Below are 24,310 nucleotides of genomic sequence, written 5' to 3'. Positions count from 1 at the left end.
CGGGCGAAATTCTGCCTGAACTGATTTCCCGCCGTGTGTGCCTGGAGAGCCGCGAAAGGAGATCCCTGATGAACAAATTGAGAGAAACGGCGGTGCATGACCGCCCCTGCGAAAAGGCACAGCGATGCGGCGTGGAGGTGCTGACAGATGCAGAGCTTCTTGCGGTGCTGCTCAGAACCGGAAGTGAAAAGCTGGATGTGCTGCGTCTCTCGGAAAAAATTCTGAATCTGAGCGGAGCCCATGAGGGGCTCGGCGGTTTTTTGCATCACAGCTATGAGGAGTATCTGGAGTGCTCCGGCATCGGGCCGGTGAAAGCGGTGCAGCTCCTCGCCATCGGAGAGCTTGCAAAGAGGATCTGGAGACGGGAGGCCGGAGGGACACTGACACTTCCTGTCTTTTCGGAACCGGCTGTCTGTGCCCGCTATTATATGCAGGAAATGCGGCATCTCGAGCAGGAGGAGCTGCGCATTGTCTATCTGGACACCAGGCTGCGCCTTATGCGGGATCAGATTCTGACACGGGGGACAGTGAATGCCTCAGTGCTCTCGGTGCGGGAAATCATGATCGGAGCGCTGCGGCACAGAGCTGTACACCTGATCCTGATCCATAACCATCCGAGCGGAGATCCGAGTCCCAGCAGCGAGGACAGAAGCGTCACAAAGCAGGTCGCGGAGGCAGGAGCTCTCATTGGAATCCGCCTTGCGGATCACATTATTATTGGAGACAATCGCTATTACAGCTTCAAGGAGTGGGGAACACTGTGAAATTATCAAACAATAAAATGCTTTTGATTATTCTGAGCGTGCTGTGTCTCGCTATGATCGGTGTGACTACGGTTCGTGATGAGTGGCTGTCACCGCTCCGTACAGCAGTCGGTTATTTTCTGCTTCCGGTGCAGTCCGGGGTGAACCGCGTCGGAAAGGCCCTGTACAATGACGTGAAGAACCGGGAGAAGCTGAAGACCGCGCTGGAGGATAATGCGAAGCTTAAGGCCCGGATTGACGAGCTCACGATGGAGAATGTGCGGCTTGAGGCAGACGGCTTTGAGCTGAAGCGTCTTCGCGCGCTGTATGAGCTGAATCAGGAGTATGGGCAGTACCGCATGACCGGTGCCCGTGTGATCGCAAAGGATACCGGCGGGTGGTTTCACATTTTCCGTATTGACAAGGGCTCCGCAGACGGTATACAGGTGGATATGAACGTGCTGGCCGGAGGAGGACTGGTCGGAATTGTCACAAATGTCGGCGCCAATTATGCGACGGTGCGCTCTATCATTGATGATGTGAGCCGGGTGAGCGCCATGGCGCTGCAGTCCGGAGATCCCTGTGTGGTGTCCGGAGACCTTCAGAGCTATGCGGAGGGAAAGCTGAGAATCAGTGATATTACGGACACCGCAGACATCAAGGACGGGGATAAGATCGTGACCAGTACGATCAGCTCAAAGTTTCTTCCGGGCATCCTGATCGGTTATGCCGGGGATCTGAAGACGGACCCGGCGAGACTGACGCGCAGCGGTTCGCTGATACCGGTGGCAGATTTCGGCACGCTGCAGGAGGTTTTGGTGGTATTGGATCTGAAGTCAGAATACAGGGAGAACAGCGGCGCGCAGAGCGAGACCGCCGGGGAAGCTGGTGCACAGGCGGAAAGCACTGAGGCGCAGACAGCGCAGGCGAGTAGTACTGCAGAGATAATTTCTCCTGTTGCGGAAATGCCTGTAAGTGTGGAGGCCTCCGCTCCCTCAGAGGAGAGCTCTCCGATGAGCATGGACAATGTCTCTCTGGAAACAGGGCGCGCAGATTGAGGAGGAGCAGATGAGAAGAGTTGCAGCAAATATCGCTCTCCTGATCGTGATTTTTGCGCTTCAGAGCTGTGTCTTTCCCTTCATTCCCTTTCTGTCCGTATCGCCGAATCTCGTGCTGATCCTGACCTTTGCCTACGGTTTCATCTACGGACCACGGGCGGGAATGTGCTACGGCTTTATGGCCGGTTTGCTTCTGGATCTTTTTCATTCGGGAGCCTTTGGATTTTTCTCACTGTTGTTTATGTGGATCGGCTACATGAATGGCTGTCTCTCGAGATATTACTATGAGAATTACATTACTCTGCCGCTCTTTCTGTGTACGGTCAATGAGTTTGTCTATAATTTGTACATCTATCTGCTGCGTTTTTTTATTCGGGGCAAAATGCACTTTCTCTTTTATTTCAGAACGATCATCCTGCCGGAGATCATTATTTCGCTTCTGTTCACATTGTTAATATACCGTTTCTTTCTCTGGTACAACAGAAAACTTGAGATTATGGACCGGAGACATGCGGTCAACTGAGGTATAAAACGTTGCTGAGAGATTTTGTGACTGTATTGAAGGAGCTGGCGAGAGAGCTGGGGGGCAGGCTGAAAGCTTCCCGGCTTTTTATGCTGGGCACAGGCTATGCGTTTCTTCTTACGATCATGACGGTGCGTCTTTACCACCTTCAGATCCTGAACGGAGAGCGCTACTTAAATGATTACATTCAGAAGACAGAGAAGACCGTGAGCACAGCGGCAACCCGAGGCAATATCTTTGACTGCAACGGAAAGCTGCTCGCCTACAACCGTCTCTCCTATGCCGTGACAGTGCAGGACACCGGCGATTATAAATCCGCTGCGGCGAGAAATCTGATGTACTACCGCCTGATACAGATATTAAATAAGCACGGGGAGACGGTCACCGGGCGGCTCGAGATATCCCTGAACGAAAACCAGGAATATTATTTTACTTCCGGAAGCGAGGATGCGAGAAAGCGTTTCCTGCGGGATATTTATGGGCTGAGAAGAGTGGATGAGCTCACGGACGGCAGAGGTAAGTATCCTGCAGATATCACGGCGGAGGCTCTGATACAGCAGAAGGTAAAAAACTATGATCTCGATAAGCTGAAGAAGGAGAGCGGAGAGAAAATAGAGCTGAGCCCTCTGGAAACTCTGGAGCTGGTAAACATTCGCTATACGATGGGCCTCACGGCGTACAAGCGCTACGAGAAGACCACGGTTGTTGACCATGTGCAGGAGGAAACCAGGGCGGAGCTTCTTGAAAATCAGGCGGAGCTCCTCGGCGTGGAGTGTGCGCAGACTACAGAGCGGGTCTACAATGATGCCCTGCCCTTCTCCTCCATCATCGGCTATGTTGGAAAAGTGCAGGAGGATCAGCTGAGCCGCCTGCAGGAGGAAAATGCAGACTACTCGCTGAGCGATACGGTGGGACGAACAGGGATCGAAGAATATATGGAGCCGGAGCTTCATGGCACGAAGGGACTCCGTACCATATATGTGGATAATGTCGGTCACGTCATGGAAGTGAAGAGCGAGACAGCTCCTGTTGCCGGAAATGATGTCTATCTCTCAATCGACAGGGATCTTCAGGTGGGAATCTATCACCTTCTTGAGCAGCATCTTGCCGGTGTGCTGGCGGCGAAGCTTGTCAATGAGGACACGCCCAATACCGATCGGACAGATTCCACTGCGCGCCTCATACCGATCAAGGATGCCTACTATCAGCTGATCGGAAACAATGTGCTCTCCCTGACGCATATGCGCTCGGAGGAGGCCAGCAGCGTGGAGCGAACCATTGCCTCCAGACTTCAGGCCTATACGGAGAGCTCCCTCGCAGCGCTGAGAGCGGAGCTCATGAACCCGTCACCGCGGAATATGTCGGAGCTCGCGGATGATCAGCGTGCGTTTATGTATTTTATTTACAGTATGCTTTCTTCTGAACAGGTGGCAGTCGTGCACCGCGACCAGATTGATGTCAGCACGGAGTACTATACGCGCTGGAAGGCGGATTCCATTAGTCTCCGGGAATTTCTCTACGATGGTATACGGGACGGCTGGGTGGATACGACCGTGCTCAATGCGCCGAGTAAATACACGGGAGCTGACGATATCTATAAGGCACTGGTAGAGGATGCGTTGAATCGTCTGAATGAAAATGCAGATTTTGAGAAGCTGATCTGTCAGTATATGATACGAAACAATATCGTTCAGGGAAAGGAGCTTTGCCTTGCGCTCTTTGATCAGGGCGTGCTGGAAGACTCGGGAAATGAGAGGGCATTGCTTCTGGAGAATGGAAATGAGTACGCCTACCGCTTTTTTGTGCGTCAGGTCTCCGAAATAAAAATCACTCCTGCTCAGCTTGCACTGGATCCCTGCACGGCCGGCTGTGTGGTCACAGATATTCATACAGGTAAGGTGAAGGCGCTGGTTTCCTATCCGGGCTATGATAATAACCGCCTGACCAACAGTATGGATGTAGACTACTATAATCGCCTTGTGAAGGACCAGTCCCTTCCGCTGTACAATAATGCGACACAGGCCAGAAAGGCTCCCGGTTCGACCTTTAAGCCAATTGCTGCGCTCGCAGGGCTTGAAGAGAATGTCATTGGACTGAACGAGAGCATCAACTGCACAGGTCTCTACGACACCATTACGCCGCCGATGCGCTGCTGGATCTATCCCGGAAGTCATGGCGTGGAAAATATTGTCACTGGAATACGCAATTCCTGTAACTTCTTTTTTGCAGACATCGGCCATCGCCTCGCAACAGATGAGAGCGGCAATTATGATCCGAAGCTTGGCATCAGCCGCATACAGAAATATGCCTCCATGTTCGGTCTGAACAGAAAGTCCGGAGTCGAAATTATTGAGAATGACCCGATGATTTCTGATAAGAGTCCGGAGCAGTCCGCGATCGGACAGGGTACACACTCCTTTGCAAATGTGCAGCTGTCCCGCTATGTCACAGCGCTGGCAAATCGTGGCACAGTCTATAATCTCTCTGTTCTGGATCATGTCACGGACTGGCAGGGGGGGCTCTTAAAAACCTATGAGCCGGAGGTGGAGGAGCAGATCGATATTCGTCAGGAGGACTGGAATGCGGTGCAGCAGGGCATGAGAGAGGTGGTTGAATACGGCTCCGCAAGAAGATTATTTAAGGATCTCGAGGTTAATATTGCCGGAAAGACAGGTACGGCACAGGAGTCAAAGAGCAGGGCGAACCACGCGTTCTTCATTTCTTTCGGACCCTATGAGAATCCGCAGATCGCAGTTACAGTCAATATTCCCTACGGATATACCTCAACAAACGCAGCCTCGGTATCAAAGGATGTTTATCGCCTGTGCTTTGGCTATACGAGTCTCGACTATATTTTGAATACAGGCGCACAGAGCGCCAGTGAAATTAATATTGAGGATTGATAAGAATTTGTGATTTTTTCCTAAAAAAAGCTGGAAAAAAAGAGAATTTTAATGTAAAATTCAGGAGAGAGCTATGATTTTACCATATCACTACAAATCTTTTGCGTTTCGGCTGCTGTTTGCAGTTCTCGGATTGAATCTGATCGGACTGCTGGTCATCAACAGTGCGTCGAATCATGATATGGCGATCGTAGGAAGGCAGCTGAGCGGCGCAGCAATCGGAATCACTGCGATGCTTGTGCTGAGTCTTCTCCCCTACCAGAAGCTGCTGCGCTATGCAGTTCCTCTGTATGCGGGCTGCTGTCTGCTGCTTCTTCTGGTGATTGTCTACGGCAGAATTCGCGGCGGCGCGAGGAGATGGATCGTGATTCCGGGGCTGGGACAGCTTCAGCCCTCAGAATTTGCCAAGATTGGCATCATTCTTTTTGCCGCATGGCTGCTTGGAAAGAATCTGGAGGCGTTAAATAAGGCTCATTTTCTTCTAGTGTTTTCCGGACTGCTGATGATTCCCGTGTTTCTCATTGCCTCAGAACCGGATCTCTCAACGACCATTGTGGTTTTGGTCTGTATTTTTTCCATGATTTTCGTAGCCGGGCTCAGCTATCGCTGGATCGGGGCGGCATTGGCAGTCGTGCTTCCTTTTTCCATTGGCTTCACGGCGTTGCTGCAGCGAGGACTGGTGCCCTTCCTGAAGCCGTATCAGGTAAAACGGATTCTGGCTTTTTTATATCCGTCCAGCTACGCAGACGCAAATTTGCAGCAGGACAATTCCATCATGGCGATCGGCTCAGGTCAGTTGTTTGGAAAGGGATTGAACAACAACACTCTCGCCTCTGTGAAAAATGGAAATTTTCTCTCGGAGGAGCAGACGGATTTTATATTTGCCGTGATCGGAGAGGAGCTGGGATTCCTGGGTTGTCTTCTGGTAATATTACTCTATGCAGTGATCGTCTATGAGTGTCTGTACATTGCGGGGAAGGCAAAAAATGCAGAGGGCAGAATCATCTGTGTCGGATTCGGTGTGTTGATTGCGTTTCAGGGCTTTTCCAATATTGCAGTCGCCACCGGAATATTTCCCAATACGGGACTTACACTTCCCTTTATCAGCTACGGTGTGAGCTCGCTGCTGAGTTTTTACATGGGGGTGGGACTCGTCTTAAATGTAGGGCTTCAGCGCACGGATCGTCTTGTGCGGGAGGAGGAACTCCCGGATAAGCATATTCGGCGATAAGTATAAAGCAAGCAACAAAAGCAGTAGAAAGAACGAGGAATGCAGTAATGAATATTGGACTGATCGCACATGATGCCAAGAAGAAGCTGATGCAGAATTTTTGTATTGCATACCGGGGCATACTTGCAAAGCATACGCTTTACGCCACGGGAACCACTGGGAGACTTGTGGAAGAAGTGACAAATCTGAATATCCGCAAATACCTCGCCGGACATCTGGGAGGAGAGCAGCAGATGGGCGCACAGATCGAGGCCAATGAAATCGATCTGGTGATTTTTCTTCGTGACCCGCTGCAGCCAAAGCCACACGAGCCGGATGTCAGTAACGTGCTGAGACTTTGTGACATTCATAATATTCCGGTTGCGACCAATCTCGCGACAGCGGAGCTGCTGATTAAATCTATGGAGCGCGGAGATTTTGAATTCAGAAATTATTACAGACATTAAGCACAAAGCGCCGCATTCGCGGCATCGGAGGAAGAAAAAACGGCATTCCCTCTCTGCACGGCTTGTGCCCGGGCTGCTGCTTGTGCTTGTATGCTCTATGGCAGCCATGTGGTTTTCAGAGAGCGGGTTGCTGCTGAAGCAGCGCTATGACCTTAAGAGTCGCAGTAGCACGCTGCTTGCCGCAGAGAGTCCTGTTGCTTTTCTTTCTCCCTTTGCAGCTTCACTTGCAGTTGTAGACAGGGCGGACGACACGGAAGCTGCACTCGGGGCAGAGAGTGTATTCCTGTCAGAGGAGGGTACAAGCTCTGCGCTGTTTGTAAAACAGCCCTTTGTCCGCATGAACCCGGCGAGTACAACGAAAATTATGACCTGTCTCATAGCTCTGGAACAGGGAACGCCTGAGGAGGACTGGGTTGCGGGACCGGAGATTCATGTATCAGAAGCGAATGCAAGCATGGCCGGAATCAAAGAGGGTGATGTTCTCACTGAGGAACAGGTGCTCTATGGTCTGATGCTTCGCTCGGGAGCAGACGCGGCCAATATGACGGCAAAAAACATTGCAGGAAGCGACGAGGCCTTTGTTGCACTTATGAACCGGCGGGCGGCGGAGCTCGGAGCGACGGGAACTCATTTTACAAATACACATGGACTGACAGATCCTGAACACTATACCACAGCCTATGATCTGTATCTCATTCTGCATGAGGCTATGAAGCATGAGCGCTTTCGGAAGATGGCCGGAACCTCGGTCTACGAGGCAGAGTACAGAAATGCGGCCGGGGAAACAGTCAGGAAGAAATGGGAGAACACCAATTATTATCTGAATGGGAAGGCGGAGCTTCCGGCAGGTCTTCACGTTGTCGCAGGCAAGACAGGAACTACCATCGCGGCCGGAGCCTGCCTCGCACTTGCTGCGCAGAAGGACAGTGGAGATCTGTTTTATGCGATTGCACTGAAGTCTGTAAATCATGATGCACTGTATCGTGATATGAATACAGTACTGGAAAAAACAGAGTAATTGCATTGAACTTTTTGGCTTGTTACCGTATAATAAATGTTAAGTAAATAATGTCAAGGAGGTTTGTGACTATGGTTCAGATTATTGCAGGCATCAAGGGTAAGGGAAAAACCAAGCGTCTCCTGGATATGGCAAATGCAGCTGTAAAGGATGCGAGGGGAACCGTTGTTTACCTGGATAAGAGTTCCAAGCACATGTATGAGCTCAGCAATAAGATTCGTCTTGTCAATGTCAGCGAGTATGATATCATGAGCGGCGACGGATTCCTGGGTTTCATCTCCGGTATTATTTCTCAGGATCACGATCTTGAGACTGTATTTCTGGACAGCTTCCTGAAGCTCTCCAATATGGAAGGCGGAGATCTCACCCCTGTCATTGATGCTCTTGAAAAGATGGGCGAAAAGTATAAAGTGAACTTTATTCTCAGTGTCTCCATGGATGCCTCTGAGCTTCCGGAGAATGCGAAGAAGGATGTTATCGCAGCCCTCTGATTATGAACAGAACTCCAAACCACGGCGGACAGCTCTGAGGAGCTGTCCGTCAGTGCTTACAGGATGCAGTTTTTTGACTTCCTGTGAATATGAACGCGACATGGTGTGAGAATACCAGGTGGAGGGATTTCTTGGCTGGCAGGAATCGAAAGGTCGTCCCCTACAGACGGCCTCTGAAAATGAATATCGGAGTCATTATTTTTCTGATTCTCTTTATCTACCTCTGTTTCTCTGCGAGCTCCTACCTGAGCAGAAAAAAAGTGCGCTTTTATGAGGTGGAGAGCGGTGGAATGGTGAGTGATACAGAGCGCACAGGTATCATTCTCCGCACAGAGGAGGTGCAGAATGCGCCCTCCTCAGGCTATATAAACTACTACATACGAAACGGAAAGCGCGCCGCTGTCGGAACCAGAATTTACTCTCTGGATGAGACGGGAAATCTGAAAAAGTATCTGGACGAGAATGCCGGAAGCAACGATATGCTCAGCGAACAGAATCTGAAGGAGTTGAAAACCCGGCTGAACTCCTTCTCGGCCGGCTATGACAGAACACATTTTACAGAAGTTTATAACAGCAGGGATTCGGTGCAGTCTGTACTCTCTGAGTATACCAGTCTGAATATGCTGGACAGTCTGGATGCAACTCTGAGCGATCAGGGCATTCACTTCACACAGGTCAGCTCTCCGGAATCCGGTGTGATCTCTTTCAATGTAGATTCTTTCGAGGGGAAAACTGCGGAGGAGCTCAAGGCAGAAGATTTTGATGGCACAGCCTATACCCCCTCCTACATCAGCGCAGGGACGCTTGCCGAGAGTGGAGCTCCGGTCTATAAGATCATTCCTTCGGAGGATTGGCAGCTGGTGTTTCCGCTCTCGGAGAAGGACATGACAGAGTTTTCAGATAAGAAAAGTCTGCGGGTTGCCTTCAAGGGCCAGGATCTGACGCTGACAGGAGATTACAGCACAATGAGCGGGGCGGATGGTACGAATTACGGCATGCTGAGCTTTCATCAATATATGGTGCGCTTTATTGACAACAGATATCTGCAGTTTCAGATTTATACAGGGAGCTCCGATGGACTGAAGATTCCACGCTCTGCAATTACGGAGAAGACCTTTTATACTGTTCCGAAGGAGTACCTGACAAATGGAGGAAACAGCATTGATAAGGGTTTTCTGAAGGAGAGCTATCAGGACGGGAATGTATCTGCGGTATTTACCCCTGCAGAGATATTTTATGAGTCAGAAGACAGCTGCTACATAGATGTGTCTGAGGGCAGCAGTATCCGGGAGGGTGATTATCTCATAAAGCCGGAGAGCGGAGAGCGCTATCAGATCGCTGCAAGCGCTGCACTGGAGGGAGTATACAATATTAATAAGGGGTATGCAGTGTTTAAACAGATTGATATTGTAGAGGAAAATGACGAATATGTCACGGTGCACCGCGGAACACAATATGGACTGAATGTCTACGATCATATCCTTTTAAATGGTGTAGAGGGAAAAGAGGGCCAGCCTATTTATCAGTAGAAGTCATTCTAGAGTTGGGGATTCACGATTGGCAGGAATAAAGCTTACATACAGAGGAAAAGAACGGACTGAGGAGTGTGTATGATTAAAGAAAATCTGGAGCTTGTAGAAAAACATATTCAGGAGGCCTGTGCCGCCGCGGGACGCAGCAGAGAGGAGCTTACACTGATTGCAGTCAGTAAGACAAATCCCGCAGCGAGAATTTACGAGGCATACGAGGCCGGCATACGTGATTTCGGAGAGAACAGGGTAAAGGAGCTGCTTTCCAAGAGAGAACAGCTGCCTGCAGATATTCGCTGGCATCTGATCGGACATCTTCAGACCAATAAGGTGAAGTCTGTACTTGGCAAGACAGTTCTGATTCATGGAATTGACAGCCTGAAGCTTCTGGACAGCATTGATTTTGAATCAAGAAAACAGGGCATTGTCTCAGAAGGTCTGTTGGAGGTAAATGTGGCAGGGGAGGAGAGCAAATTTGGTTTTCTTCCTGAGGAGTTGTTTCCGCTTCTTGATCGCTTGCGTCAATACAGGAACCTGAAAATCTGCGGTCTCATGACTGTTGCACCAAATGTTCAGAATCCCGAAGAAAACCGGGCTGTTTTTCGCAGATTAAGGGAATTGTCCATTGACATAAAAAGTAAAAAAGTCGATAATGTGTCTATGAATGTCCTGTCAATGGGCATGACCGGAGACTATCGTGTAGCTATTCAGGAAGGCGCTACATTAATCAGAGTGGGAACCGGAATTTTTGGCGCACGAGAGATTGGAGAAGAAAGACAATGAGTTTTATTGGCAAGCTGATGAACAGTATGCGCGTCAATGGCGATGATGACGATTATTATGATGATGATTATGATGCGGACTATGAGGATCCGAAGCCGAGACGGTTTGGCCTTGTGAGACGGGATCTCGATGAAGATGAAGAAGCAGAAGAAAAACCGCGTCTGTTTTCGAAGAAGCCAACCCCTGTAAAGCGCAACGGCGGTCTGGAGGTTGCTCTGGTAAAGCCCTCTGCCTTTGATGATGCCAAGGAGATCGTGGACGATCTGCTTATGGGCAAGGCTGTGGTGCTGAATATGGAGGGCATCAACACAGAGATTGCACAGCGCATTATAGATTTTACTTCGGGCTCTACCTACAGTCTGAACGGCAAGCTTCAGAAGATCTCAAATTATATTTTCATTATTACTCCGGAAAGTGTCAATCTTTCCGGGGAGTTTCAGGATCTCCTGAGCACTGCGGGCTCTCTTGATATCTCCGGATTAAATATGCGCGTCTGAGTATGACGGAAAAAGAACTGGCATTTTTTAAAAATCGCATCGCAGAGCTTTACGACAGCTGCTATCAGCGAAACATACCGACACATTCCCATTTTTTGAATGTAGACGAGCAGGCGGTTCTGCAGACGATACATCTCTCCGCCGGAGATATCTGTGTGAGATACTCCGGTGGTTTTGATGACGCCGAACGCAGAATCGTTTGTTTTTTGCCGGATTATCTGGAGGAGGTGCCAGAAGATATCTTTGCGTATCTTCGAATCGTACCGGCGGCGCCTAAATTTGCAGAGCCGCTCTCGCACCGGGATTTTCTCGGTGCGCTTATGAACCTTGGAGTGCGGCGGGAAATGCTTGGAGATATCATTATTTCAGAAAACACAGCGCATATTGTTGTGCTCTCCGAGATTGCAGAGCACATCTGCGATTCACTCTCCGCAGTGCGTCACTCTGCGGTGCGTGTGGAGAGGGAAGGGCGGGAGGCACACACAGCTTCCGTACATACGGAGCAGATGGATGTCAATACCGCCTCCCTCCGGGTTGACAGTTTGGTATCTGCAGTCTGGCACATCTCCCGCACACAGTCGAAAGAACTTCTGAAGGCAGGGCGGATCTCGGTAAATTCTGCACTCTGCGCGGATGGCTCTCAGATTCTGAAGGCAGGGCAGATCCTGTCTGTGCGGGGCAAGGGAAGGTTTCGTCTTCTTCCGGGTGAGCGAATGACAAGAAGCGGACGCAGGTATGTCAGCATAGAATTATTTATTTGATGGGGTGTTCTGTGAGTACAGAAAAAGGTATGGAAGCGAAAGAAAAAAGAAATAGCGGAAAGCTGCGGCATTTTTCTGTTTTTATCGGAATTATTATTTTTGCGGTCTGGGCGGATCAGTTCACAAAGCGATTGGCTCTCATTTATCTCGCGCTGCATGAGCCGCACCCGTTGATTCCGGGTGTACTGGAACTGCTTAGAATTGAAAACACCGGAGCGGCCTTCGGTATATTGGAAGGACACATGGGATTCTTTTATGTGATTACTGCAGTTGTCGGAGCGTTGATTTTATATGTGGTCTGCAGACTTCCGGCGGAGAAGAAATACGGCCCGCTGTTGCTGGTCGCGTCCTTTATTGCAGCCGGAGCGATCGGAAATCTGATTGATCGGGTGATGAGAAAATCAGTTGTAGATTTTATTTACTTTGTCCCGATTGATTTTCCGGTGTTTAATGTGGCAGATATTTTTGTCAGCTGTGCGACTGCAGCACTGATGCTGCTGATACTTTTTTACTATAAGGATGAGGATCTGGATTTTCTAAAAAACAAGAGGTCTTAATGGACAGAAAATTTGTCGTAACGGAAGAGCAGGCAGGCAGGAGATTGGATCTCGTCCTGACTGCTCTTTTATCTCCAATGACACGCTCACATGTTCAGAAGCTCATTGAGGGGGGGGCGGTTACAATAAAAGCTTCATTCCTGAATGCTGCGGATAAGCCTGTCAGAGGAAATCGGAAGCTGCAGGAAGGAGAGCAGATTTTTGTCGCTGTCCCGGAACCTGAGCAGGCAGAAATTCTGGCAGAGGATATTCCGCTTGACATACTCTATGAGGATGAGGATGTCATTGTAGTCAATAAACCAAAGGGGATGGTTGTACATCCCGCGGCCGGACACAGCAGCGGGACGCTTGTAAATGCGCTGATGTATCACTGCAGAGAGAATCTCTCCGGAATTAACGGTGTACTGCGTCCCGGCATTGTACACCGCATCGACAGAGATACAACGGGCGTACTCATTGCCTGTAAGAACGACATGGCGCATAACTGGCTTGCCGCGCAGCTCAAGGAGCATTCTGTTACACGGAGATACAGGGCGATTGTGCAGGGAGTGCTGAAGTCAGATGAGGGACAGATCGACGCACCGATTGCACGGGATCCAAAGGAGCGTAAGCGCATGAAGGCAGGTGTACCGGGGGGGCGGCGCGCAGTGACGCACTACCGGGTACTACAGCGTTTTCAGAACAGCAGCTATATCGAATGTGTGCTGGAAACCGGAAGAACACATCAGATCCGTGTGCACATGGCTTCTATCGGGCACCCTCTGCTTGGAGATACGGTATATGGTTCATCGAAAAATCCCTATCAGCTGGAAGGGCAGGCACTTCACGCCATGGTACTGGGCTTCCGGCATCCCAAAAGTGGAGATTATATGGAGTTTACGGCGCCGCTGCCGGCGTATTTTGAGGCACTGCTCAGGAGACTGGCGCGCTAGTTTACCTTTTTTTCCGGGAATGGTATAATATGATTACAGCGTAAAAAGTACTGCTCCCACGCAAGCTTGCTTGCAAGTGGGTGAAAGTACTTGGGACGCGCCCACATGGAGCACGGAGTGAGACGCAAGTCTCATGAGAGTGCGCAATGTGGCAGCGTTGCGGAAGCGCGCAGTGCGCAGCAACGCGTAATCAGTCAAAGGTATAAAAAGTCGCACGAAGTGAGACGCAAGCCGGCTTTCATTTTTATATAAATACTGTATACAGGAGGTATCACATGGCAGAAAAATTAATTGTGACGCTCGGACGTCAGACCGGAAGCGGCGGACGCAAAATCGGGAAAATGCTGGCCGAGAGGCTGGGTGTGAAGTGCTATGATAAGGAGCTCCTGGATCGTGCGGCAAAGGAGAGCGGTCTGTGCCGTGAGCTTCTGGAGAGCAATGATGAGAAGCCTACCAACAGTTTTCTTTACTCTCTGGTGATGGACACCTATTCTCTTGGATATTCGTCCTCGCCCTATGTTGATATGCCCATTAATCAGAAGATTTTCCTGGCGCAGTTTGATACGATTAGAAACATCGCGAAGAATGAGTCCTGCGTGATTGTCGGACGCTGTGCAGATTATGCGTTGCAGGGTGTCCCCGGAATGATCAGTGTTTTTATCAGTGCAGATGAAGCAGATAAAATTGAGAGTATCAGGACAGCACAGAATGTCTCTCAAGACAAGGCGCGGGAGATCATGCTGAAAACCGATAAGCGCAGATCCAGCTATTACAATTATTATTCCAATAAGCGCTGGGGAGATTCCAGAAGCTATGATCTCTGCCTGAACAGCAGTAAGCTCGGTTATGAGGGAGCTGTGGATATGATACTGGATTTTGCGGAGAGAGAAAGAACATACAGAAGCAGTAAGGCGTAAGGAGACTTTGGATGGCATCCGACGGGCGTGATTTTTTTGATATAAATTTAAAACAGGATACACTGCCGGAGGATCCAATTGAGCGGGAGAAAAAGCAAAAGTATCTGAGGGATCTGGAGCGTCTCAGAAGATTGCGCCAGGAGGCGCGTGAAAGGGAGCTGGAGCGCTTTTCAGAGGAGGAGCCAGAGCAAGGCCGCAGAAGAAGGAGAGCAGCTGTATTCCAGACCACAGGAAAGCGAAATGAGAGCGAGCAGATAAACAACAGACGCAGCGGAGGGGCCTCCCCTCGTCAGATGAGGCGTTCCCGGGCCGAGGCGAAAAGCAGGCAGCATAAAAAGCACCTTGTCCGGAATGTTTTTCTCTCCGCAATTGTATTTTTATTACTTTGGGGAGCCAAAAGTCTCTTTCTGGGGGGAAATACACACGAGAGCGGCTATTATACAGTTGCTGTTTTTGGGGTTGATTCCCGCGACGGAAACCTGAAGGAAGGGGCGCTCTCGGATGTCAATATGCTGGTTTCCCTGAATAAGGCGACCGGAGATATAAAAATTTGCTCGATCTATCGTGATACCTTTGTACAGATCAATCAGAAGGGGAAGCACCATAAGTTCAATGAAGCTTATTTTAAGGGCGGACCTGAGCAGGCACTCTGGACCATGAAGTATAATCTGGATATCTCTCCGGATGATTATATTACCTTCAACTGGAAGGCAGTGATTGATGCCATCAATATTATGGGCGGAGTTGATCTTGAGATCACCGAACCGGAATTTAAGTACATTAATTCTTTCATTACAGAAACCGTAAATGCGACTGGTATTGGCTCTGTGCAGCTGGAGCACGCCGGTCAGAATCATCTGGATGGTGTACAGGCTGTAGCTTACGCAAGGCTGCGGCTGATGGATACAGATTATAATCGGACCGAGCGTCAGCGCAAGGTGGTTTCTCTGCTTCTTGATAAGGCGCGCGCAGCAGATGTAAAAAAACGCATGGAGCTTGTCACCTCCGTAATCCCTGAGACAAGAACCAGTCTGACGATTGACGATCTTCTGGTCTATGCTAAAAATATCAAGAAGTACCATCTCACAGAGACCGCGGGCTTTCCCTTTGAAAAGGATACTGCCTGGGTGGAAAAGAAGGACTGCGTCATTCCGGTGACGTTGGAAAGCAATGTGATTGCGCTGCATCAGTTTCTTTTTGCAGATGAAAATTACAGAGCGAGTGCTTCTGTACAGGAGGTCAGTCAGTATATCATTGATAAGACCGGTATGAGAGGAAAGGGCAAAAAAGCAAGTATTTCGACCGATGAGCGCGGAAGCGGCGGTGTCGGAGTGAAATATACTAAGGCTTCAGAGACAGCGGCGGCTTCAGAGGAGGCAATAGAGACTCCGGAGACAGATTCAAGCACAGAAGCAGAGGTTTTTTCGGAGGAGAGCTCAGAGGAGATTATTGAAAGCACTGCAGAAATTTCTCCATTTGATGAAGACTCTGCGATGAGTCGGCCGGGAGCAGCTGCACCAACTGACAATCACAGCGGAATACAGGAGACAGATGCAGAGTCGCCTGATGAGAAAGTGCATCCGGATAAGGCCGGAAGCGCAGCTGCAGAGACAGATGAACCGCAGATCGGTCCGGGAATCGGACTTTAATATATAAGATTACTGGAGAGAGCAGTCAGAATACGGACTGCTCTTTTTTGCTGTTTAATCTGTATTTGAATACCTCACGCTAAAATAGTTTTAAATACTATTTGACACATTTTAATATAAAGCATAATATGGTGTAGATGATTTAAAATCAAACGGGAATCATCTGATACACTTAATATGATTACAAATATGAAACAGAATAAGGAGAACAAATGAAAAAAGCTCAGGTATTAACTGTCATGGGAAAAAAGCTGAGTATTCCCCTGATTCAGGGCGGCATGGGAGTAGGAGTATCTCTTGAGCGTCTGGCAGGCAGTGTGGCAGCAAACGGCGGTATGGGGTGCATCAGCACGGCTGACTGTGGCTATCGGGAAAAGGATTTCTTCCGTTGTCCCGAGGAAGCAAACCTGAGAGCATTGAAGCGGGAGATTGCCGACGCCAGGGAGATATCCGGCGGAAAGGGGCTGGTTGCTGTCAACGCGATGGTAGCAACCCAGCAATTTGCTTCCGCAGTGCGTACAGCAGTCGAAGCGGGGATAGATGCCGTGATCGCCGGAGCAGGACTGCCTCTTCAGCTTCCAGAATATGTTCCTGATGGGCATGCTCTCATTGCTCCAATTGTATCGAGCGGAAGAGCTGCCTCACTGATACTCAGATCGTGGCAGAAGCGATATCGTCGTATTCCAGATTTTATTGTGCTGGAGGGACCAAAGGCAGGGGGGCATCTCGGATTTCGGGAGGAAGAGCTCTCTTCCCCGCAGCTTCCGGGAATAACAGAGCTGCTGGAAGAGCTTCTGCAGGTTGTGAAGCCGTTTGCTGAGCGCGTAGGCAGAGAAATCCCTGTATTCTGTGCCGGAGGAATATGGGACAGAAAGGATATAGAGCGGGTGATGGAGCGCGGTGCGTCAGGCGTTCAGATGGCTACCCGCTTCATTGCGACAGAAGAATGCGATGCTTCTTATGAGTATAAGAACGTTCTGCTGCGTGCAAGTGCAGAGGACGTCCGGGTAATTCACAGCCCGGTTGGAATGCCGGGAAGAGCTGTTTTATCACCTCTGCTTCAGAAGCTTAGCACAGAAGGAAGAATACAGCCAAGACACTGTTCCCGCTGTATCAAGAGCTGTAATCCCGCACAGGTTCCCTACTGTATTACGCACGCATTGATTGAAGCTGTCAAGGGCAATGTGGACGAGGGATTGTTCTTTGCCGGCAGTAATGTGGGAAGGATGAAAGAGATGACAACTGTTCCGAAGCTTATGCGTGAGCTGGGCTTTGCACTTTGATCTTGCAAAAGCATCAGCGGAGTAGTAGTATAGAGCTGGATATAACTATTCGCGAAACACTTGTTTAACGAATAGTCAGAGCGATTCTATATACTCCAGAAAGGTCATTCCGATATGGCATCCAGAAAACTCTCCTACAGCGAAAAAATAGATCAGGATAATATACAGCGTTTACGGGATTTGCTTACAGAACTTCCAGATTATTGTCGAACCTACTTTCGCGGCATTGAGCCGCGCACCCAGTCCCGTACCAGAATTGCTTATGCCTATGATCTGAGAATCTTTTTTCAGTATCTGATGGATGAGAATCCGGAAATACGCAGATGCGGTGCAATTCGTAATATACCTTTGAGTTCATTGAATGCTCTCACAGCAACGGATCTTGAGGAATATATGGAATATCTGAAATTTCGTCCGGAGGACTCCGGAGAAGGTGTTCTGAACCGCGAGACGGGAATTAAGAGAAAAGTATGTTCGCTCAAGAGCTTTTATAAATATCTCTATCAAAAGGAAATGCTGGACAATAATCCTGCTGCGCGTGTCATTATGCCCCGCATTCATGAACACGAAATTATACGTCTGGATATTGATGAGGTGGCGCTTCTGCTGGATCAGGTGGAGTCAGGTGAAAAACTCACAGAGCGTCAGCGCATTTATCATGAGAGAACCAAATTGAGAGATCTTGCACTGATTACGCTGCTGCTGGGAACCGGAATCCGGGTGTCGGAATGTGTGGGGCTCAATCTGAATGATATTGATTTTAAAAATGATGGAATTCGTGTACACCGAAAGGGCGGCAAGGAACAGGTGGTGTACTTTGGAGATGAGGTCGAGGAGGCGCTTTTGAATTATCTTGAGGAGCGAGAGCTTCTGGAGCCATCTGCCGGATCGGAGGATGCGCTCTTTCTCTCCCTTCAGAACAAAAGAATGAATGTCAGAAGTGTTGAAAATATGGTAAAAAAATACGCGTGCACTGCGGCACCGCTGAAAAGGATCACGCCGCATAAGCTGCGAAGTACTTACGGCACCAATCTGTATCATGAGACCGGAGATATTTATCTTGTTGCAGATGTGCTGGGGCATACAGATGTTAATACAACGAGAAAACATTATGCCGCGCTTCAGGAGGATAGAAGGCGCAGTGCCAGGAATAAGGTAAAGCTGAGGGAGAGCTGATTTGTACCTCTTCTCTCCTCTTCAGTACAGGTGTTCATTTCAGAACAGTGAGATAACAGCCGGGATACAATTTATCTCTGTTTAATTGATTGATTTCTCTCAGCTCCTGAATATACTCCATATCACTCAGATTATCTCCTGTATTGTAGTTGGCGGCCACTGTCTCCAGGGTATCTCCTGCACAGAGCTTAATACTGGCATAGTGAAGCTGTGCAGAAAAGGATTCTCTTCCTTCAGCCTGTACCGGAATCGCGGAATGTTCAAAGAAAAGAATGACCAGCGTCAGAAATAAAGCGGTCATGATCAGTCTTCTGAAGACATATGCGGTGTGTGATCTTTTCATCTTCATGGAAATCCTCTCTTTTATTTGCAGAAATTCAATTGTATGCTGTTTCTGATGATTTTGGGTTTTTAAAAAAGAACGTTTGTTCTGTTGCCATCATAATATGCGAACATATGTTTGTCAATAGAAAATAGAACAAACGTTTGGCATTATATCCAAAAATCGAACAAAGGTTTGTATAAAAGATGTCTTCGTGCTATTATAATAAAAATAACAGTCATTCAATCGGATTTCAGGGAAAGGTGGAGGCGTCTGTGTCTCAGGGAAAAATTACAGAAAAACAGCAGGAAATTCTGAATTATATAAAAGATACGATACTGAGCAAGGGCTATCCGCCTGCGGTGCGCGAAATATGCGACGCGGTGCATCTGCGCTCTACTTCTTCTGTGCATGCACATCTGGAGAGTCTTGAAAAGAACGGTTATATTCGAAAGGATCCCACGAAACCGCGCACCATAGAGGTCGTGGACGACAATTTTAATCTGACACGGAGAGAATTGGCAAATATTCCCATTCTCGGACAGGTGGCTGCCGGTGAGCCCATACTCGCAGAACAGAATATTCTGGATTATTTTCCGATTCCGACAGATTATCTGCCTAACAGCGAAACCTTTATGCTGAAGGTGCGCGGGGATTCGATGATAAACGTGGGAATATTTGATGGAGACACGGTGATTGTTGCGCGTCAGAACACAGCAGCAAATGGAGAGATCGTTGTTGCCATGGTGGAGGATGGCGCCACTGTAAAGCGCTTTTATAAGGAGAAGGGCTACTATCGCCTTCAGCCGGAGAATGACAGCATGGAGCCAATTTTGGTTGAACAGGTCGCTGTTCTTGGCAAGGTGGTGGGGCTGATTCGCCTTGATTATTTTCGCCACTGAGTATAATAATCAGGAGAAAATGTAAATAATATAGATAAGCGCACGCGGAAGGCGTGCGCTTATTTTCTGACCGTATGTGTAATGCTATTGTGTAAAAAAAAATTAAAGCCTCTCCGGCCCATCAACGATGGTTCCGTCGGTCCATATTCTCTCAAGATTATAGAATCTGCGATCCTCGCTGTTAAAGATATGAATGACGACATCGCGGTAATCAAGAAGAATCCAGGTTCCACTGCTGTAGCCTTCCTTCTGCTTTGCCTCTATCCCCTCTCTTCCGAGCTGCATCTCGATCTCATCTGCGATGGCCTGGGTCTGATTGCGGTTGCTGCCGCTGACAAGGATGAAATAATCTGCGATAACAGAGACCTTGGAGATATCAATTACCTTGATCTCGCTGCCCTTCTTATCCTCCATAATTTTGACTGCAGTCTTAACGATTTCCTGTGTTGTCATAATTTCCATTCTCCTTTAACCACAAATAGCAACGCTGTGTCATGGGATCTGCTGCTGTGTTCCGTGTTTTCAGAAAGCGAAGGGTATCCTCAGTGATTCGAAATACGCACTGCGTGAGATCCTGAAAGGCCAGAGCCCGCATCTCAGAGAGATTAGGGGCGTGATCCCGGTTTGGCTCGATATAGTCTGCTGTAAATATGATTTTTTCGAGCAGGGACATATTCTCTTTTCCGGTGGTGTGCCAGCGTATTGCAGACAATATTTCCGGAGAGCTGATATGATATTTTTGCTCCGCGATACAGGGGCCGATGATCGCATGTAGCACCTGAGGAGCGGCGAGCTCGGCGGCAGAGAATATAATATTACACTGCGTTCCGATCCTGAGCAGCTCCTCCTCCCTGTATTCTTTGGCGCAGTCGTGCAGAAGGCCCGCGAGCTCCGCCGGTTCCGGGTCTGCGCCGTAGCGCATTGCGAGGCAGGCGGCGGTATAGGCGACACCGAGGCTGTGCTGATATCTTGAGGAGCTCAGGCTCTGGTAGAGCAGCTCTCTTATTCTGTTCAGTTCATCTCTGTTCATCTTGTTTTGTTCCCGTATAAAAGAGAAAAGATCCCTACTGCCCATACAGATGGTGCGCACGGATATAGTCGTAGACTGCAGACGGAATCAGACGCTCTGCTCCGCCTCGTCCGGAGGCAAAGAGGCGGCGTATGTGCTCAGAGGAGATATCAACCTCTTCCGCATGAATAAAATCAATGCGGGCATGGTAGCGTGCGCGGAGATGCTCTGCGTGCGCGGAGAGAGACTCATGATTTTTGCTGTAATCTCTGTCTGCCACAATGAGGCCGGCGTACTTTAAAATAAGCTCCGGACAGTGCCAGCTCTCGATCTCATAGAAGGAGTCTGCCCCCAGCACAAAGGAAAAAGAGATTTCCGGGTAACGGGCAGCCAGTTCCCTGAGCGTGTCGCTGGTATAGGACTTTCCGCTGCGCTGCGCCTCGAAATCAGAGGCCTCGAAGCAGGGGAAGGGTTCCAGCGCTGCCCGCACCATGGCGAGTCGATCCGCATAGGAAGTGATCATGTGGCTGTCCTTGTGCGGGGGCGTCGGCGCAGGCATGAACCAGCAGGCATCAAGCGCAAACTGCCGCCATGCGTTTTCTGCAAGTTTCAGATGTCCGTTGTGAATGGGGTTAAAGGTTCCACCGAGTATCGCGATCTTCCGCATTTCTTCCTCCGTATCAGCGTGAGGGGAGTATGATTTTACGGTCCTTCTCTTCCTTGGCCTGTTTGTAGAGCACAATTTTTTTTCCGATCACCTGCACGACTTCACTGTGCGTGCGCTCTGCGAGAACCTGTGCCATCTCCTTCGGATCGGCAATGCAGTTCTGAAGCACGGAGATCTTGATCAGTTCGTGCGTATGGAAGGCCTCTACGGCCGCCTGTGTGAGCTCAGGCGTCAGAGTGGATTTTCCAATCTGCAGAATGGGCTCTGTTGTCATTGCTATCCCCTTCAGGTATGCGCGTTGTTTGCTTGTCATGGCACTCCTTATCTGTAATAATCAAATGCATGTCCGTACATGCGGACAGTGTCGCCCTCTTCAATTCCGGCGTCCTCAAGATCTCTGAGCACTCCGCTTTCCTTCAGAAATTTCTGGAAGAAATCAAAGCCTTTTTCTGAAGAGAGATTGGTGTAACCAAGCATTTTTTCGATGCGCGGTCCCTCAACGACGTAGACATGCGCCGCTTCTTTGACGACTGTATAGGGAAGATTGGAATCTGCTGCGTAATCGATTTCCATCTCCGGCTCAAATACAGTGACCTCCCGGTTCATCGTTTTCAGAACAGAGAGAATCGCATACTTCAGCTCTTTGATCCCGGCTCCGGTCACGCCCGATATCGGATAGACAGGAATCTCCGGTTCGAAAGCGCGGCGCAGCTTTTCGATCGGGTCCTCTGCGCCTTCCTCTATAACGATGCTGTCAATTTTATTTGCTGCGATGATCTGCGGCTTATTGAGGAGCTGTGCCTCATATTTTTGCAGCTCCTCCTGGATCTTTCGCACGTCTTCTACGGGATCCCTGCCCTCGACAGAGGCGGCATCGACCACATGAACTAGGACCTTGGTCCGTTCCACGTGCTTCAGAAAATTGTATCCGAGACCGATTCCCCTGGAGGCTCCCTCGATCAGACCGGGGAGATCGGCCATTACAAAGCCCTCACCCTCATCGAGATCTACCACGCCAAGGTGTGGTGTCAGAGTCGTAAAGTGGTAATTGGCAATCTCAGGCCGTGCATTGGATACGCGGCTCAGAAGGGTGGACTTTCCGACATTCGGAAAACCAACCAGTCCGACATCTGCGATGACCTTCAGCTCCAGACGCACAAAAAGGCCTCTGGCAGGCTGACCGGGCTTTGCATAATTTGGCGCCTGCATGGTGGCAGTTGCGAAGTGCATATTGCCGATTCCGCCCTTTCCGCCGCGCAGAATCACCATGCGGCGATTTTCACCGGACATATCGGCAATGATTTTACCGCTCTCATCATCCCGGATGACGGTGCCCTCAGGAACACGGACAATCAAATCCCTGCCGTCTGCGCCGTGACAGCGCTTTTTTCCGCCGGGCTGACCGCTCTCAGCAATATATTTTCGCACATGGCGGAAATCTGTCAGGGTATTCAGGCCATCATAGATTTCAAAGATAACATCTCCGCCCTTTCCGCCGTCTCCGCCGTCAGGACCTCCGGCGGGCACAAAGAGCTCTCTGCGGAAGCTGACATGACCGTCTCCGCCCTTTCCGGACTGAATAAAGATTTTTGCGCTGTCTGTAAACATAACTCTCTCTTTCTGAATGCTTCTGAATGTAAGTATGAAACGGGCTTCATACTGTACAGTATGAAGCCCGGCTCTCTGCTTATTTATTCGGCTGAAAGCCGAAGATATTCATCACTCTGCCGCTTCTGCAGCAAGCTCTGCCTTCGGATAGACAGAAACCTTCTTGCGGTACTTGCCCCATCTCTCAAATCTGACGATACCGTCTGCCTTTGCAAACAGGGTATCATCGGAGCCTCTGCCGACATTGGTTCCCGGATGAATATGTGTGCCGCGCTGTCTGTAAAGGATATTTCCGGCAAGAACAAACTGACCGTCCGCTCTCTTCGCGCCAAGGCGCTTGGACTCGGAGTCACGGCCGTTCTTGGTGGAGCCTACACCTTTCTTATGAGCATGCAGCTGAAGGTTCATTGTGAACAACATCATTACACCTCCTGATCTCTAATCGTTAAGTAGTTACTTCCGTACTCCTTCCCTATGCTCTCCAGTCCGAGCAGACAGGATGAGAGGAGAAGTCCGGCCTCTCTGTCTTCCACATCAGCGAGTCGATACTCAAAGGTACCGTTTTTCTCATTGACCTGACAGGAAAAACGCGCAGAAGTAAATTGAGAGGTAGAATTTGCAAGATTCAGTTCCAGCACGGAAACTGCAGCGCAGACAATATCTCTTCCGAAATCATCATAGTCTGCGTGCCCCTCCGAGCGAAAGCCGTAAGTCCTGCCCTGCGCATCTTTAAAAAGCTGTATTTCGATCATAGTGCTCAGGCATTGATCTTGTCGATCTTAACCTGAGTATAGAGCTGTCTGTGACCGTTCTTCTTGTGATAGCCAAGCTTTGCCTTGTACTTGTAGACGATGACTTTTCTGTCTTTCGCCTCTCTGAGAACAGTTGCGGAAACGCTGGCTCCGGATACAGTCGGGGTTCCGATGGCAAGCTCACCGTTGTTTACAGCGAGAACCTGATCAAACGTAACTGTCTGGCCTGCTTCCACTCCGAGTTTCTCAACCTTAATGATATCGCCCTCTGATACCCTATACTGCTTCCCGCCGGTAGCAATAATCGCGTACATACTGGTACCTCCTTTTATCATTACTCGCCAACTGTGGCGTTCGCACGAACTGTGCGAAACTTACAGCCCCGTTGTGCGGCATACTTAATAAATATAAGGGAAAGACAATTATATGTCAAGTGATTTTCATCTGCAGAATTACAGGGATGATTGTAAGATGAACTAGGACAATAAAAAAGAGCCGATGACGAACTCGTGGTATGATGAAGCTACCACACAACACAACACCAGGAGGTTCG

At 49.3% G+C, this 24,310-nt stretch carries 27 protein-coding genes and 1 pseudogene; 19 read left to right on the top strand and 9 right to left on the bottom strand.

All coding sequences use genetic code 11. The features are described from left to right. The first annotated feature begins 68 nt into the window (after positions 1-68). The 18 genes and pseudogenes from radC to J2S20_RS04920 all read left to right on the top strand — a co-directional run bounded on the left by radC (position 69) and on the right by J2S20_RS04920 (position 18,497). Entirely contained in the window at positions 69-764 is a 696-nt protein-coding gene (gene radC, locus J2S20_RS05005) for a RadC family protein (protein ID WP_106611890.1), read from the top strand. Further along, a pseudogene (mreC, locus tag J2S20_RS05000) lies at positions 761-1,621 on the top strand (rod shape-determining protein MreC); the annotation flags it as partial. The gene radC and the pseudogene mreC, both read left to right, overlap by 4 nt. A gap of 190 nt (positions 1,622-1,811) precedes the next feature. Continuing rightward, complete coding sequence (gene mreD / locus J2S20_RS04995; RefSeq protein ID WP_106611992.1) at positions 1,812-2,324, top strand: rod shape-determining protein MreD; 513 nt, start codon at positions 1,812-1,814, stop codon at positions 2,322-2,324. Between the two features lie 11 nt (positions 2,325-2,335). Continuing rightward, entirely contained in the window at positions 2,336-5,227 is a 2,892-nt protein-coding gene (locus J2S20_RS04990; RefSeq protein ID WP_307253841.1) for a penicillin-binding transpeptidase domain-containing protein, read from the top strand. A 73-nt stretch (positions 5,228-5,300) separates the two neighbouring features. Beyond that, entirely contained in the window at positions 5,301-6,458 is a 1,158-nt protein-coding gene (locus J2S20_RS04985; RefSeq protein WP_307253838.1) for an FtsW/RodA/SpoVE family cell cycle protein, read from the top strand. A 47-nt stretch (positions 6,459-6,505) separates the two neighbouring features. Continuing rightward, positions 6,506-6,904 (top strand): methylglyoxal synthase, encoded by a 399-nt coding sequence (gene mgsA, locus J2S20_RS04980; protein WP_307253835.1) that lies wholly within the window; start codon positions 6,506-6,508, stop codon positions 6,902-6,904. Between the two features lie 64 nt (positions 6,905-6,968). Next, entirely contained in the window at positions 6,969-7,922 is a 954-nt protein-coding gene (locus J2S20_RS04975) for a D-alanyl-D-alanine carboxypeptidase family protein (protein ID WP_307253832.1), read from the top strand. Between the two features lie 71 nt (positions 7,923-7,993). Then, positions 7,994-8,413, top strand: a complete 420-nt coding sequence (locus tag J2S20_RS04970; RefSeq protein WP_106611885.1) for a twitching motility protein PilT — start codon at positions 7,994-7,996, stop codon at positions 8,411-8,413. Positions 8,414-8,544: 131 nt separating this feature from the next. Beyond that, complete coding sequence (locus tag J2S20_RS04965; protein ID WP_307253829.1) at positions 8,545-9,942, top strand: biotin/lipoyl attachment domain-containing protein; 1,398 nt, start codon at positions 8,545-8,547, stop codon at positions 9,940-9,942. 81 nt (positions 9,943-10,023) lie between these two features. Beyond that, on the top strand, positions 10,024-10,725 hold the full coding sequence (locus tag J2S20_RS04960; protein ID WP_106611883.1) for a YggS family pyridoxal phosphate-dependent enzyme: 702 nt from the start codon (positions 10,024-10,026) through the stop codon (positions 10,723-10,725). After that, on the top strand, positions 10,722-11,222 hold the full coding sequence (locus J2S20_RS04955) for a cell division protein SepF (RefSeq protein WP_106611882.1): 501 nt from the start codon (positions 10,722-10,724) through the stop codon (positions 11,220-11,222). The genes J2S20_RS04960 and J2S20_RS04955 overlap by 4 nt, the downstream gene beginning before the upstream one ends. A gap of 2 nt (positions 11,223-11,224) precedes the next feature. Beyond that, on the top strand, positions 11,225-11,983 hold the full coding sequence (locus J2S20_RS04950; RefSeq protein WP_307253823.1) for a YlmH/Sll1252 family protein: 759 nt from the start codon (positions 11,225-11,227) through the stop codon (positions 11,981-11,983). An 11-nt stretch (positions 11,984-11,994) separates the two neighbouring features. Continuing rightward, positions 11,995-12,540 carry a signal peptidase II gene (gene lspA / locus J2S20_RS04945; RefSeq protein ID WP_307253821.1) on the top strand — a complete coding sequence of 182 codons (546 nt, stop codon included), beginning with the start codon at positions 11,995-11,997 and terminating at the stop codon, positions 12,538-12,540. Continuing rightward, the gene (locus tag J2S20_RS04940; protein ID WP_307253819.1) at positions 12,540-13,472 is read left to right on the top strand and encodes an RluA family pseudouridine synthase; all 933 of its coding nucleotides are present in this window, start codon (positions 12,540-12,542) and stop codon (positions 13,470-13,472) included. The genes lspA and J2S20_RS04940 overlap by 1 nt, the downstream gene beginning before the upstream one ends. Before the next feature lie 275 nt (positions 13,473-13,747). Next, positions 13,748-14,389, top strand: a complete 642-nt coding sequence (locus tag J2S20_RS04935; protein WP_106611878.1) for a cytidylate kinase-like family protein — start codon at positions 13,748-13,750, stop codon at positions 14,387-14,389. An 11-nt stretch (positions 14,390-14,400) separates the two neighbouring features. Then, positions 14,401-16,038, top strand: coding sequence for an LCP family protein (locus J2S20_RS04930; RefSeq protein ID WP_307253815.1), 1,638 nt, complete (start codon positions 14,401-14,403; stop codon positions 16,036-16,038). Positions 16,039-16,250: 212 nt separating this feature from the next. Further along, positions 16,251-17,321 carry an NAD(P)H-dependent flavin oxidoreductase gene (locus J2S20_RS04925; RefSeq protein ID WP_307253813.1) on the top strand — a complete coding sequence of 357 codons (1,071 nt, stop codon included), beginning with the start codon at positions 16,251-16,253 and terminating at the stop codon, positions 17,319-17,321. 114 nt (positions 17,322-17,435) lie between these two features. After that, positions 17,436-18,497: a tyrosine-type recombinase/integrase gene (locus J2S20_RS04920; RefSeq protein ID WP_307253810.1), complete on the top strand. Its 1,062-nt coding sequence runs from the start codon at positions 17,436-17,438 to the stop codon at positions 18,495-18,497. A gap of 34 nt (positions 18,498-18,531) precedes the next feature. Here J2S20_RS04920 and J2S20_RS04915 read toward each other — a convergent pair whose 3' ends face one another. Next, on the bottom strand, positions 18,532-18,846 hold the full coding sequence (locus tag J2S20_RS04915) for a LysM peptidoglycan-binding domain-containing protein (protein ID WP_307253807.1): 315 nt from the start codon (positions 18,844-18,846) through the stop codon (positions 18,532-18,534). A gap of 248 nt (positions 18,847-19,094) precedes the next feature. Between J2S20_RS04915 and lexA the strand changes: the two genes are divergently transcribed. After that, entirely contained in the window at positions 19,095-19,721 is a 627-nt protein-coding gene (gene lexA, locus J2S20_RS04910) for a transcriptional repressor LexA (RefSeq protein ID WP_106611873.1), read from the top strand. Between the two features lie 102 nt (positions 19,722-19,823). Here lexA and rsfS read toward each other — a convergent pair whose 3' ends face one another. From rsfS to rplU, 8 genes are all read right to left on the bottom strand, one after another. Continuing rightward, on the bottom strand, positions 19,824-20,174 hold the full coding sequence (gene rsfS, locus J2S20_RS04905; protein WP_307253801.1) for a ribosome silencing factor: 351 nt from the start codon (positions 20,172-20,174) through the stop codon (positions 19,824-19,826). Next, positions 20,152-20,751 carry a bis(5'-nucleosyl)-tetraphosphatase (symmetrical) YqeK gene (yqeK, locus tag J2S20_RS04900; RefSeq protein ID WP_307253798.1) on the bottom strand — a complete coding sequence of 200 codons (600 nt, stop codon included), beginning with the start codon at positions 20,749-20,751 and terminating at the stop codon, positions 20,152-20,154. The genes rsfS and yqeK overlap by 23 nt, the downstream gene beginning before the upstream one ends. A 34-nt stretch (positions 20,752-20,785) precedes the next feature. Further along, on the bottom strand, positions 20,786-21,397 hold the full coding sequence (nadD, locus tag J2S20_RS04895) for a nicotinate-nucleotide adenylyltransferase (protein WP_307253793.1): 612 nt from the start codon (positions 21,395-21,397) through the stop codon (positions 20,786-20,788). Positions 21,398-21,410: 13 nt separating this feature from the next. Further along, positions 21,411-21,710: a YhbY family RNA-binding protein gene (locus J2S20_RS04890; protein ID WP_307253791.1), complete on the bottom strand. Its 300-nt coding sequence runs from the start codon at positions 21,708-21,710 to the stop codon at positions 21,411-21,413. Positions 21,711-21,718: 8 nt separating this feature from the next. Continuing rightward, positions 21,719-23,005, bottom strand: a complete 1,287-nt coding sequence (obgE, locus tag J2S20_RS04885) for a GTPase ObgE (RefSeq protein WP_307253789.1) — start codon at positions 23,003-23,005, stop codon at positions 21,719-21,721. 111 nt (positions 23,006-23,116) lie between these two features. Next, on the bottom strand, positions 23,117-23,422 hold the full coding sequence (gene rpmA, locus J2S20_RS04880; protein ID WP_106611989.1) for a 50S ribosomal protein L27: 306 nt from the start codon (positions 23,420-23,422) through the stop codon (positions 23,117-23,119). 5 nt (positions 23,423-23,427) lie between these two features. Next, on the bottom strand, positions 23,428-23,757 hold the full coding sequence (locus tag J2S20_RS04875; protein ID WP_106611868.1) for a ribosomal-processing cysteine protease Prp: 330 nt from the start codon (positions 23,755-23,757) through the stop codon (positions 23,428-23,430). 5 nt (positions 23,758-23,762) lie between these two features. Beyond that, positions 23,763-24,071 (bottom strand): 50S ribosomal protein L21, encoded by a 309-nt coding sequence (rplU, locus tag J2S20_RS04870; protein ID WP_106611867.1) that lies wholly within the window; start codon positions 24,069-24,071, stop codon positions 23,763-23,765. Positions 24,072-24,310: the final 239 nt, after the last annotated feature.

The sequence above is a fragment of the Moryella indoligenes genome (assembly GCF_030812885.1).
Taxonomy (GTDB): Bacteria; Bacillota; Clostridia; order Lachnospirales; family Lachnospiraceae; genus Moryella; species Moryella indoligenes.
Note: the sequence above shows the minus strand (reverse complement) of the source record. Positions and strands in the feature narration are given on the sequence as shown.